This is a genomic window from Algoriphagus sp. NBT04N3 (assembly GCF_019443765.1).
Lineage (GTDB): Bacteria > Bacteroidota > Bacteroidia > Cytophagales > Cyclobacteriaceae > Algoriphagus > Algoriphagus ornithinivorans.
In genome coordinates this window covers 4721457-4734280 of record NZ_CP048415.1, presented here as the reverse complement: position 1 = coordinate 4734280, position 12824 = coordinate 4721457, and the positions used below count along the sequence as shown (strand labels likewise).

Genomic DNA, 12824 nt, shown 5'->3' with positions numbered 1-12824 from the left:
AACCAAGGTTATGGCAACATAACCTTAATTTTTGCCCTTTTCATTTTTTCTATCAATACAAAATTCTATTTTAACGGGCTACAATATTAGCCCCTATGAGTTATATCCATTTTGATAAAACCCAGTTGATTAATCTGAATTATTCTCTAGATAGAGAAATCATTCGGACCAACCGATCTGGAACCTATACCAGCACCTCGATAATCGGATGCAACACCCGAAAATATCATGGACTTTTAGTTGCTCCTCAGCCTCAAATCGATTCCCAAAATCATGTTTTCCTTTCAACGGTACATGAAACAGTCATTCAACGAGGTGCAAGTTTCAATCTAGGTATCAGCAAGTATCCTGGTAATTACTCTCCTAGAGGCCACAAGTATCTGGAAGATTTTGATTCAGAGCCTATTCCAAAACTCACCTATAGAGTAGGCGGAGTATTGTTACAAAAAGAGCTAATTCTGGACACCAACAGAGACCGAGTAATGATCCGATACACCTTATTGGAAGCTCATTCCCCTACAAAAATCAGGATTTCTCCTTTCTTGGCATTCAGAGGTTACCACACCCTTTGCAAGGAAAACAATGATATCAACAAAAAATTCGAGAAGGTACCCAATGGAGCAAAATTCAAGCTTTATCCGGTGTATGACCCATTGTATTTACAGCTTTCCAAAAAGAATGAATTTGTCTCGGATCCAAACTGGTATCACAATGTAGAATACATTCTGGAAAGAGAAAGAGGCTACGAATACCAAGAAGATCTATTTGTTCCAGGATACTTTGAATTTGACATAGAAAAAGGAGAGTCAGTGATTTTTTCCGCTGGCTTGACAGAGGCAGACCCCAAGACGAGAGAAAGGGCTTTTGCCAAAGAAATAGCAAGAAGAATCCCTAGAAGTAATTTTGAAAACTGTCTCAAAAACTCTGCTTCCCAATTTATCAGAAGAAGAAATGGGGACACAAGAATCATTGCAGGTTACCCATGGTTTGGTTGGTGGGGAAGGGACACATTCATTGCTGCTCCTGGATTGACACTAGCTAATGGAGATTCTGAAACATTTTTGGAAATCATGGATACCATGTCCAAAGATCTCAAAGGTCCCTTATTCCCAAATGTGGGAAGCGGAACCTACACCAATATGAATTCCATGGATGCTCCTCTCTGGTTCTTTTGGTCATTGCAACAATACATTCAATTTACGGGAGACAGTAAAACCGTTAAAAAGAGATACCTTGATAAACTTAAAGGAATCATAGACGGATACAGGGCTGGAACTGACTTCAATATCCACATGCTGGATAATGGGCTGATTTATGGAGGAGAAGAAGGAATCTGTCTCACTTGGATGGATGCGGTAACTCCAGATGGTCCGGTTACGCCAAGAACAGGATGTCCTGTTGAAATTCAGGCCTTGTGGTACAATGCCTTATGCTTTTATCATGAATTATCAGGAGATCAAGAAATAGCCGAGTTGGCGGAAAAAGTAAAATCATCTTTCGAGGCCGAATTTTGGGATGAGGAAAAAGGCTATTTGGCTGATGTGGTTCAAGGAAATGAAAAAGACTGGTCCATTCGTCCCAATATGGTTTTCGCCACTTCCTTACCTTATACTATGCTCAGCGAAGGGCAGAATGATCAGATCTTGGAACTGGCAAAGTCCAATCTTTTAACAACCAGAGGCCTGAGAACTTTAGCTCCGGATGACCCGGCATATAAAGGATATTATTTTGGGGACCAGATCAGCCGTGATCAAGCTTATCATAATGGAACGGTTTGGGTTTGGCCGATGGGTCATTTCGTGGAAGGCTATATCAAGCTTCACGGGAAGTCTGCCAAGAATTTTATAGGAAAAATTATTAAAGGATTTGATGGTGTCATGACACAATATGGTGTTGGAACAGTTGCCGAGATCTTTGACGGAGATCCTCCACATAGACCAAAGGGAGCTGTATCTCAAGCCTGGAGTGTTGCGGAATTGCTGAGAATGATGGAATTGGTCAAGAGTTTATAAATAGATTATGAAAGTTTTAATGTTCGGTTGGGAATTCCCGCCACATATTTCTGGAGGACTAGGAACAGCCTGTTATGGATTGGTCAAGGGATTGGCCCATCATAATCAGGATATCATTTTTGTAGTCCCAAAATTATGGGGAGATGAAGAACCCCTGGCTGATTTTGTCAATGCAAGTGATGTATCCATCGATTATCGGGAACGAAAATTCAAGAAAATCTGGAAGAATCTGACCTATCTGGAGGTTAGTAGTTTTTTGGTGCCTTATCTGGGCCCTGAGGAATATAAAAAGTTCACGGATTATGCCATTCATGACAGAACAGATGTAGACGAAAGTATTTTTACTACCAAATATGAGTTCAGTGGAAAGTATGGCAAAAACCTCATGGAAGAAGTAAGCCGATATGCCTTAACTGCGGCTCAGATCGCCAGAGACAGAGATGATTTCGAAATTATCCATGCACATGACTGGTTATCTTTCCCTGCCGGTATCGCGGCCAAGGAGATATCAGGAAAGCCATTGGTAGCTCATGTACACGCTACAGAATTTGACCGCTCAGGCCAATCTGTTAACCAGCCTGTTTATGATATAGAAAAAGCAGGAATGGAAGCTGCTGACCACGTTTTAGCAGTAAGCCAACTGACCAAAAATATTATCATCAATAAATACGGAATTCCTGCTGAGAAAGTCAGTGTCCTGCACAATGCGGTTTTGGATGCAAGCATTATCAAATCCAAATACAATAAGAAGGTTCCTGAAAAAATCGTGACCTTCTTAGGAAGAATTACTTTCCAAAAAGGCCCTGAATACTTTGTAGAAGCCGCAAAGAAAGTACTAGACAGAGATCCAAATGTGCGCTTTGTCATGGCAGGATCCGGAGACTTACTCAATAGGATGATTGATCGGGTAGCCGAGCTGAGGATGGCTTCCAAATTTCACTTTACCGGATTTTTGAAAGGAGACGACGTGGATCATATGTATGCCATTTCGGATGTGTATGTGATGCCTTCTGTATCTGAACCCTTCGGTATATCTCCTCTGGAGGCAGTGAGGCACAATACTCCAGTTATCATATCCAAACAGTCGGGTGTAGCTGAGGTATTGGTCAATGCTATCAAAATAGATTTTTGGGATATCGATGCGATGGCGGATTCCATTTTTGCCTTACTGCATTATGATGGTATTTCCAGGATGTTCAAGGAGTTGGGAAGCCAAGAACTTAAAAAATTAAAATGGGAACATGTGGCTGCCAAATTAGTCACTGTCTATGAAAAAACTTTATCCACGAGACCATGAGAACTATCTGTTTTTACTTTCAGGTTCATCAACCCTACCGATTAAAACCTTATCGTTTTTTTGATATTGGAGAAGACCACTATTACTGGGATGACTTCTTGAACCGAAGTGTAATTCGAAAAGTAGCTCAAAAATGCTACCTGCCAATGAATGCTTTACTATTGGAATTAATCCAGAAGCATCACGGGGCATTTAAAGTGACTTTTTCTTTTTCAGGAACTTTCATGGATCAATTGGAGGCTTATGCACCCGATGTATTGGAAAGCTTCCAGCGTTTGGTGGCAACCGGACAAGTAGAGTTACTGAATGAAACTTATGGTCACTCCTTGGCAGCTCTGAAAAGTAAGGAAGAGTTTGCCGGAATGGTCAAGCAACATCAGGATAAAATCAAGCAGCTCTTCAATGGGTACCAACCCAAGGTATTCAGAAACACTGAGCTGATTTATTCAGATAAAATCGGAGCCATGGTAGCCGATTTAGGCTACAAAGGAATATTGACGGAAGGTGCCAAGCACGTGCTGGGCTGGAAAAGTCCCAATTACGTGTACCAAAACTCCATCAATTCCGACCTCAAAGTATTGCTTAAGAATTTCCGGCTTTCAGATGATATTGCCTTCCGTTTTAGCAATAAAACATGGGAAGACTATCCATTGACTACAGACAAATTCATCAATTGGATTAATGCTATTCCTCAAAGCGAGCAGGTCTTAAACCTCTTTATGGACTATGAAACCTTTGGAGAACATCAGTGGGCCGAAACCGGGATTTTTGATTTCATGAGAGCCTTGCCGGAAGCTGTATTCAAGCATACAAATTTTGGTTTCTCCACTCCTTCTGAGGTAATTGATAAAGTCCCTGCAGTCAGCCCTATTCACGTGCCAATTCCTATCTCATGGGCAGATGAAGAAAGAGATTTGACTGCCTGGCTAGGGAATGATCTACAGGACGAGGCTTTTGACAGATTGTATGAATTAGAAGCCATGGTCAAAAAGACCAAGGACCCGGATTTGATGAGAGACTGGAATTATTTACAGACTTCAGATCACTTTTATTACATGTGTACCAAATTCTTCTCTGACGGAGATATCCACTCCTACTTTAGCCCATATGACACTCCTTATGATGCATTTATCAACTATATGAATGTACTGAGTGACTTTGTATTGAGAGTCAAAGGAAAAATTAAGGAATTAGAAAAAGCATGAAAAAAGGCCGTCGATGACGGCCTTTTTTTGATCTCAATAATATCTTTTACGGATATCCGCTTTCTTACCAGTATTGACAAAAATATGGCCTATTGTCTGCTGAAAAGATCAGAATCCCGAAGCTTCGGTCTTCGGTCTTCCAACCAGTCAAGCAAGGAAAATAAGGCAACTGGCATGATCGCGGATAATCAGATTATCTTAATGGACTTTCCTAAATCAATAACTCTCGGAATCATTCGGGAAATCCTTGTTTTTTACATCCCTGATATAATTTTTAAAGGCATCAGTCATTACTTGTTGCAAATCAGCATATTGCCTCAAAAATCTAGGTTTAAACTCCTGAGTAATACCCAGCATGTCATGCATTACCAAAACCTGCCCGTCTACATGCGGTCCAGCTCCAATACCTATAACAGGGATCTGCACTGACTCAGCAACTTTCTTCGCTAAGGAGGCTGGAATCTTTTCCAGAACAATGGCAAAGCATCCGCATTCTTCCAAAATTTTTGCGTCCTCCAAAAGCTTTTTAGCTTCTGCCTCTTCCTTTGCACGAACAGTATAAGTCCCGAATTTATAGATGGATTGAGGAGTCAAACCCAAATGTCCCATCACCGGCACACCGGCACTCAAAATTCTACTCACAGACTCCTTGATTTCAGCACCGCCTTCGACTTTTACTGCGTGAGCTCCAGATTCCTTCATGATTCGAATCGCAGATCTCAAAGCCTCAGAACTGTTTCCCTGATAGTTTCCAAATGGAATATCCACTACTACAAAAGATCTTTTGACTGCTCTAACTACTGAACTTGCATGATAAATCATTTGATCCAGCGTAATTGGTAAAGTAGTCTCGTGTCCGGCCATCACATTGGAAGCGGAGTCACCCACAAGAATGATATCTATTCCAGCAGCATCAACAATAGTTGCCATAGAAAAATCATAGGCTGTAAGCATGGAGATTTTTTCTCCACGTTCTTTCATTTCCTGCAGAATATGGGTGGTGATCCTTTTGATATTAGCCGATGAGTGAACAGACATGAAATATTAGTGAAGGTGAACGAAATAATTTTCTTCGGATAAATCTACTTTAATATGCTCGTTAAGGGTAGTAGAGAGCTCATAACCTGTATAATCAGGTCGAATTGGAAAAAGGCCATGAGCACGATTCACTAATACGGCCAATTCCATTTTGTCAATATCTTCTTCCAAAAATGGCTTGATTGCATAAACAATAGTTCTACCCGTATTCAATACATCATCCACAACGATGAGAGTTTTGCCGGAAAGAACTACCGATTGTGACAGTTCTACTTTAGAATGTGCGATGTCGGATTTATCCAAAACTATCTCCACTTCTTCCACTGCTAGATTCGAGATGCTTTTAAGCTCTTTTGCCAGAAGCTGAGACAGAATTAGCCCCATTCCACTGATACCTGCAAAGACAACTCCAGATGAATAGAGATTTCTCTCGTAGATTTCGTATGCCATCCGGGTGATCTTTTTCCGGATTTGTTGGTGATTGAGTACTTCGCTCATGATTTGTTTTAAAAATGAAAATTAGGCCAATTTACCCTGCTTTCAAAATTATGACTTAACGGTGTGAATCTTCTTCATTTAAAATGTTCACATAACTTTCGTATCTGTAGGGGTGAATGTATCCTTCTTCCAGTTGTTTGAGAATTTTACATCCCGGCTCATTTACATGCTGGCAGTTATTATACTTACACTCTCCCAAATGCGCCCTCATCTCAGGAAAGTAATGAGAAAGCTCATATTCTTCGATTTCTAATATTCCAAATTCTTTGATTCCGGGAGTATCTATCAAGTCTCCTCCTTCTTTGAGAAAAAACATTTCTGCAAAGGTGGTTGTGTGAACCCCCTTACTGCTGTAGCCTGAGACTTCTTTGGTTTCCTGTCTTGCATCAGGAATTAACCTGTTCAATAAAGTAGATTTCCCCACACCAGAATGACCTGAGATTAGAGTGGATTTTCCTTGAAGGTGAGGAATCAGAAGATCCTTCAATTGCTGGTTTTCCAGGGCTGAAACCTCGACCACAGGATATCCCAATGGTTCATATATTTCATGAATATCCTGCAGCCAATCTTGAGCGTCTTCCCCTTCCATCAAGTCCATCTTGTTTACCACTAAAATGGCGGGAATTCTAAAACTCTCCGTGCTTACCAAAAACCTGTCAATAAAGCCAAGAGAGGTTCTGGGGTTTTTCATGGTTATCACCAACATGGCTTGGTCGAGGTTGCTGGCAATGATGTGAGAAAAATGCTGCTTCCGGGTGGATTTTCTAATCACATAATTTTCTCTGGGAAAAATTTCCCGAATCACTCCAGTAGCCTGACCTTCTTCTAAATCCAAGCCTACCCAATCGCCCACCGCAATGGGGTTGGTTAGTTTGAGTTCATCTTGTTTGAACTTTCCTTTAAGTCTGGCCTGAATCATCTCTAGGTCAACCTGTACAGTATACCAGCTCCCTGTAGACTTGATCACTCTCCCTTTCATGATTTCAGATATTTAGAGGTATAGGCAAGAATTTTAGCAGATGCCCCTAGCTGAGACTCAACCCAGTTTTTAGCGGCTTGTCTTGCATTTTGCATAAATAAGGGGTTTTTGAGAGCATCAAATTTTTCATTTAACTCCTCTCCATCCCTAACTGAAAACCCACAGCCCTGAGCTATTGCTTCTTCAGCTTCCGGAAATTTATTTACTTTTCTTACTTTCCCAAAGATAACAGGAACACCAAAACCTATGGGTTCGAGGATATTGTGTAACCCTTCTCCAAATGCACCTCCTACATAAGCGATTGTGGCATATTGGTAAAGCCTGCTGAGCATCCCAATATTATCGATAATTAAAATAGGGGATTTCTCAGTTTGATCCCATTGAGAATAAAAAAGCGTCTTAGTCTGAATTTGATTACCCCAAGTTTGAAGATGCTTTGACTTAATATCATGAGGAGCAATGATAATTTGATAGTCCGAATTGGAATTGATAAGCGGAATCAACAAGTCCATATCCTCCTCCCAAACAGAACCTAATACCATGACTTTTGAATCTCCCACCCATTTAGTGATCTCTGGGAACTCTTTTGCCATCATCGCATTCTCAGCAACTCTATCAAACCTGGTGTCACCTGAAAGGCTGTGATTTCTATAGCCTATTTGATTCAAAAGGGATTGACTGTGCTCATTTTGACAGAAAATATGATTAAAGCTTAAAATCGGAGTCCGAAAGAAGCCTTTCCTCGTAAAGTAAATTTGATCATCTCTAAATGAGGCGGCAATCAGAAATGTAGGGATCTTCTTTTGATTCAAACATTGAAGAAAATTAAACCACAAGTCATATTTCACAAAAAAGCTCACCTTCGGCTGAAGAATACCCAGATATCTTGCGGCATTTTTACCTGTATCTATCGGTAAATAACCAATGTAATCCACCTCATTTGGGGACTTTTTTTGAGTTGGAATAAATCCGGAGGGGCTATAAAAACTTACCGCTATCAAGTGATTAGGAAAGCTGTGCTTTAATCCGGAGATGACAGGTTTAGCCTGTTCAAATTCTCCCAGCGAGGCAACATGGAACCATATTAAGGGCCCAGAGTTAGCTTTTCTAAAACTTTCCAGATCTGTAAATAGATTTTTACGGCCTTTGTAAAAAAGTTGAATCTTTTCGGAAAACAATGAAATCAGAGGCAATGCAAAACTCAATAAATGCATTCCAAGATTATATACCCACTTCATCTTTCAAAATTAGGCTTTAATCCCAAAATTCCTTTGTTTCACGTTTTTGGAAAAGGAGTTTCTTCAGCTTTCTTCAAAAAAAGAGAGAGCGAAGGGTGAAATTCCACCAAAAATTAATTATTTTCAATGTTACTGTTAAGCCACCCACCAAATTCAGACTGTTATTTCAAATGATTAAAGTACTATTTGTTTGTCTTGGAAATATATGTAGATCGCCCCTGGCAGAGGCAATATTCAATCAAAAAATTAAAAATTCCGGTGTAGAGGTTCACTTTAAATCTGACAGCGCTGGCACTTCTGATTTTCATATAGGAGAGCTTCCTGACGAACGAACATTGAAATGCGCCGAACTGCATAAAATTCCCATCAAACATCGAGGAAGACAAGTAAATAGAACTGATTTCAGGGATTTTGATTACATCATTGCGATGGATGAGAGCAATCTCAAAAATTTGAATACCATGAAAAGTAAGTGTGGGTTTCCCGACAAGGAAATCCATCTGATGCGGGATTTTGTACCAGGAAATGAAGGCCTTTCTGTTCCTGACCCTTACTATGGAGGAGAAGAAGGTTTCTTGGAGATTTATAGAATACTGGATGAGGCAATAGACCACTTTTTGAATCAAGTAAAAGTCACCCATCAGCTTTATGCTTGATCTGAATGAGATCTATGAACAAGTACTTTTTGACAGTTTAGGACCCTTAGCCGAACTTAAGTCCGCTTCATTAATTGCAGCTGGCAGCCACAACCAAGGAATAAGGCTGGATAGTAATGAAGGCAGTTTTTTTCTCAAGCTCAATTTTGACCATGAGAAGGACATTCTTTACAAAGAAGCAGAGGGCTTGGACTTACTTAGAAAGTCTACTTTTATCAAAATCCCAAATGTCTTTGGATGTGGAAGAGTGGGTGATTACAATTATTTATTGTCAGAATTTATCCCTTCCGGAAGATATCAACTTGACTATTGGGAAAACTTAGGATTGGGTCTAGCTCATTTACACTTGACCAATCAAAAAGAATATGGGTTGGAAAATGACAATTACATCGCCTCCCTTCATCAAAAAAATTTGACATCAGATTCTTGGTTGGATTTTTTCATAGAACAAAGACTGGAGCCATTGTTAGGGAAAGCTTATTTTGACCGCTTGATTCCGCTCGACTTCTTAAAAAGATTTCAAGAAATCTATCCCAAACTAGAATCTGTTTTTCCGGATGAAAAACCGGCGCTTCTTCATGGAGATCTGTGGTCTGGAAATGTAATCGCAACCAGTCAAGGAGAACCCTGCTTGATTGATCCTGCAGTATATTTTGGTCATCGGGAAATGGATATAGCATTTAGCCGACTTTTTGGAGGTTTTGACAACAGGTTTTATGAATCCTATGAATCGATTTTACCTTTAGAACCAGGTTTTGAATCCAGAATGGGCATATACAATTTGTATCCTTTATTGGTACATTTGAATCTATTTGGCGTCGCCTACTTACCTGGAATAGAAAAAATTGTAAACCGATTTCGTTGATGAGCTTTTTGATCCGCCCCTATCAAAGCCAAGATTGCAAAGCAATTTTGGAAATAATCAATGATAGTATCCTCAATACATTTTTTAATTATGATTACCATGTAAAAACGCACGAGGAAGTTTCCCGGAATTTCGATCAAAAACTAAATGACAATATCCCAATTCTAGTGGGTGAAATGAATGGGAAAGTAGTGGGCTATGCGACTTATGGGAAGTTTAGGGCCAAACCCGGATACGACAGAACTATAGAGCACAGTATCTATTTGGATCACTCCGCCCAAGGAAAAGGCTTAGGGACCGCTATGCTAAGACAATTGATTTATCTGGCTAAAGACCAAGGATATCATGTAATGATAGCTGGCATGGATTCTGAAAATCATGGAAGCTATCGATTTCATGAAAGATTGGGATTCAAAGAAGTTGCAAGACTTCCTGAAGTATCATTTAAGTTTGATAAGTGGCTGACCCTAGTTTTTATGCAGCTGAATCTGGAAAATTTAGCCTAAAAGAACTTTCTCGCCTGTTTTTACAGCTTCGAAAATCGCATCAATGATTACCATATCCTTTAAGCCTTCCCTTCCGTCAACAGGGATTTTGGGAGTGACACCATCAAAAATTATAGCAGCCATCTGATCCATCTGGGTCGTCTGATGAGTGACATGGGGCTCATTCAAAGGACCTTTATGGGTTTTTCCCTGAATCGGACCATAGCCTGTGGAAGGCTGCATTTCTGCAAAGCCTTGGGTCCCATTTAAGAAGAATTTATCCAAATTATTCATGCTGTAAGTAGAAAGGCATGAAGCAACTACCCCAGAAGGAAAGCCCATCTGAAATGTGATGGTTTCGTCAATCCCATCCTTGAACTTGACTGGGTCGGTCTTCACTTCCTGAGCAGTTACCCAAATCGGCTCCTCCCCTACCATATACCTCGCACCATTGATTGAATATATACCGATATCCATCATTGCGCCCCCTCCTGATAATTCTGGATTGAGCCTCCATTGAGTCGGATCCCCAATTTTAAATCCGCTCAATCCTTGGAAAAATTTGATATCTCCAAACTCTCCTTTTTCTCGCATTTCCACCGCCTTCAGCGTATTTGCTTCAAAATGCATTCGGTATCCGATCAATAATTTCACTCCAGCCTGATCACAAGCAGAAACCATTTCAGCTGCATCAGAAGCATTCACAGCCATAGGCTTTTCACAGATAACATGCTTGCCCGCCTTAGCTACTCGGATAACCTGTCCTTTGTGTAAGGCATTTGGTGTGATCACATAAACGGCATCTATATCCGGGTTATCCTTAATGGCATCGAAGTTTTCATAGTTATAGCAGTTTTTGGCAGGAATTCCATATTTAGATTGCCACATGGCAATTTTGGACGGAGTCCCGCTGATCACACCTACCAGTTTTGCCCGCTTACAATCCTGCATCGCTTCTGCGACTCTGGTACCATAACTTCCCAATCCCATAATGGCAACCCTCAAAATTTTATCCTGATCGAATATTTCGGAAATAGGGCTAGAAAAAACAGAAATTGCTGGAGTAGAAAGCACAATAGCCGTTGCACCTGCCTTTTGGAGAAAAGATCTTCTTGAGTTCATGGATTAATAGGTTGATTTATTGAAAAATACGGATAAAAAATGATTTCTCTTCTCATTGGTAAGTTTAAGATTGCGAAATCCATATTATCAGCATGATCCATAAAATCCACCTTTCGGAATTACTCTTTTCTTCTGACAAACTGGACTGTGTTTCTCGTACTTTGCTCCAACAAGATTTCATATCCCGGATTGAGATCGCTGAAATCCTTTCTGTCGGGGTGCAGTACAGTCAAAAGCTCCAATCCTTCATTGTATCTAATGATGAATTTATTTTTTAAGGAATTAACAAGCTGCTCTAATTTGAAAAGTTGCTGATCTATAATAATCGAAACTGATATCGCCGAAGTCTGAAGAAAATTTACCCGAAGTTTGAGTACATTCAACTGCTCATAAATAGTATGTATTTGCTCCTCTTCAATGAAGGTAAAGTCCGTCACCCGAAACGTGACTAAAATTTGATTTTGCTTTAAAACGATGGTAGGAATTGGATTTTGTTTTCCTAGTTGAAAGATTTTTGTACCGGCAGCTTCTGGTTTCAAAAAAGATTTTACAAATAAGGGGATACCAGAATTAGCCAGGGGTTTGATGGTTTTGGGATGAATCACCGAAGCCCCATAAAAGGTCATTTGAGCAGCCTGCTGGTAATCAAGTTCATCAAAAAGCTGCGTGTCCTCAAACAGCTTAGGGTCTGCATTTAATACTCCTGGTACGTCCTTCCAAATAGTCACAGAGCCGGCATCTAAACTTGTAGCAAGTATGGCTGCGGTAAAGTCAGACCCCTCTCTTCCTAAAGTCGTGGTTCGACCTTCAGTGTCAGCTCCGATAAAACCTTGGGTAACGACTGGAAACTGATCTAAAATCGACTTCAGATTTTTTTGGCAATTCTGCCTGGTCTTTTCCCAGTTGATTTTCGCAAATCTAAAATCACTATTGGTGGAAATAAATTCTCTGGCATCTTGCCAAACTGAGACCAAGCCAATTTCACAGAGATATTCCATTACGATTCTACTGGAAATTAACTCCCCAAATGCCACTACCCGGTCATAATATTCATCGTAATTATCTTTGGTTATAGGATTCACTAACAATTTTTCCAATTGCAAAAAGTAATTATCCAACTTAGGAAATATCGTGTGATCTGCGGGGAACAAATCTTTACATATCTCTAAATGATAATTTTTTAAAATTGTACTATTTGAAGAAATATCTTCTTCTTTCATTCTCAGTTCCAGTAATTTCTCCAATGCGTTAGTGGTCTTACCCATGGCAGAAACTACGATTACCATATTTTTTCGCAATCGATTACGCAAAATTTCAGCTAAGTTTTTGACTGCTGAGGCATCTTTTACAGAAGCTCCTCCAAATTTGAAAATTTGTGTTTTGGTCATAAAATATTATTCCTAATTTCGAGAGTATATAAACCCAAATA

General features: G+C 40.0%; 12 protein-coding genes. 6 read left to right on the top strand and 6 right to left on the bottom strand.

All coding sequences use genetic code 11. The features are described 5' to 3' along the window. The first annotated feature begins 95 nt into the window (after window positions 1-95). The 3 genes from GYM62_RS20605 to GYM62_RS20595 are packed head-to-tail and all read left to right on the top strand — an operon-like array spanning window position 96 to window position 4514. Entirely contained in the window at window positions 96-2012 is a 1917-nt protein-coding gene (locus GYM62_RS20605) for an amylo-alpha-1,6-glucosidase (protein ID WP_219957800.1), read from the top strand. Window positions 2013-2019: 7 nt separating this feature from the next. Further along, the gene (locus tag GYM62_RS20600; protein WP_219957799.1) at window positions 2020-3309 is read left to right on the top strand and encodes a glycosyltransferase family 4 protein; all 1290 of its coding nucleotides are present in this window, start codon (window positions 2020-2022) and stop codon (window positions 3307-3309) included. Then, entirely contained in the window at window positions 3306-4514 is a 1209-nt protein-coding gene (locus GYM62_RS20595) for a glycoside hydrolase family 57 protein (RefSeq protein WP_219957798.1), read from the top strand. Before GYM62_RS20600 ends, GYM62_RS20595 begins: the two co-directional genes overlap by 4 nt. Before the next feature lie 216 nt (window positions 4515-4730). Here the strand turns inward: GYM62_RS20595 and panB are convergent, their stop codons facing one another. Genes panB through GYM62_RS20575 form a run of 4 tightly spaced genes read right to left on the bottom strand, consistent with a single transcriptional unit; the run spans window position 4731 to window position 8267 of the window. Further along, on the bottom strand, window positions 4731-5552 hold the full coding sequence (gene panB, locus GYM62_RS20590; RefSeq protein WP_219957797.1) for a 3-methyl-2-oxobutanoate hydroxymethyltransferase: 822 nt from the start codon (window positions 5550-5552) through the stop codon (window positions 4731-4733). 6 nt (window positions 5553-5558) lie between these two features. Next, entirely contained in the window at window positions 5559-6050 is a 492-nt protein-coding gene (locus GYM62_RS20585) for a phosphoribosyltransferase family protein (RefSeq protein ID WP_091655473.1), read from the bottom strand. Between the two features lie 55 nt (window positions 6051-6105). After that, window positions 6106-7029 carry a ribosome small subunit-dependent GTPase A gene (rsgA, locus tag GYM62_RS20580; RefSeq protein WP_219957796.1) on the bottom strand — a complete coding sequence of 308 codons (924 nt, stop codon included), beginning with the start codon at window positions 7027-7029 and terminating at the stop codon, window positions 6106-6108. Continuing rightward, window positions 7026-8267 (bottom strand): 3-deoxy-D-manno-octulosonic acid transferase, encoded by a 1242-nt coding sequence (locus GYM62_RS20575; protein WP_219957795.1) that lies wholly within the window; start codon window positions 8265-8267, stop codon window positions 7026-7028. Before GYM62_RS20575 ends, rsgA begins: the two co-directional genes overlap by 4 nt. A gap of 170 nt (window positions 8268-8437) precedes the next feature. Here GYM62_RS20575 and GYM62_RS20570 point away from each other — a divergent pair, with 170 nt between their 5' ends. From GYM62_RS20570 to GYM62_RS20560, 3 genes are read left to right on the top strand one after another with little or no spacing between them, the layout of a single operon-like run. Then, complete coding sequence (locus GYM62_RS20570) at window positions 8438-8923, top strand: low molecular weight protein-tyrosine-phosphatase (RefSeq protein ID WP_219957794.1); 486 nt, start codon at window positions 8438-8440, stop codon at window positions 8921-8923. Continuing rightward, entirely contained in the window at window positions 8916-9788 is an 873-nt protein-coding gene (locus GYM62_RS20565) for a fructosamine kinase family protein (protein WP_091655477.1), read from the top strand. Before GYM62_RS20570 ends, GYM62_RS20565 begins: the two co-directional genes overlap by 8 nt. Continuing rightward, window positions 9788-10294, top strand: coding sequence for a GNAT family N-acetyltransferase (locus tag GYM62_RS20560; protein WP_219957793.1), 507 nt, complete (start codon window positions 9788-9790; stop codon window positions 10292-10294). The genes GYM62_RS20565 and GYM62_RS20560 overlap by 1 nt, the downstream gene beginning before the upstream one ends. On the opposite strand, the gene GYM62_RS20555 is transcribed toward GYM62_RS20560, so the two are convergent. Both GYM62_RS20555 and GYM62_RS20550 read right to left on the bottom strand, forming a co-directional pair. Then, window positions 10286-11395, bottom strand: coding sequence for a Gfo/Idh/MocA family protein (locus GYM62_RS20555; protein WP_219957792.1), 1110 nt, complete (start codon window positions 11393-11395; stop codon window positions 10286-10288). The two genes, GYM62_RS20560 and GYM62_RS20555, sit on opposite strands and share 9 nt — an antisense overlap. Before the next feature lie 119 nt (window positions 11396-11514). Then, window positions 11515-12783: an aspartate kinase gene (locus GYM62_RS20550; protein ID WP_219957791.1), complete on the bottom strand. Its 1269-nt coding sequence runs from the start codon at window positions 12781-12783 to the stop codon at window positions 11515-11517. Between the last annotated feature and the right edge of the window lie 41 nt (window positions 12784-12824).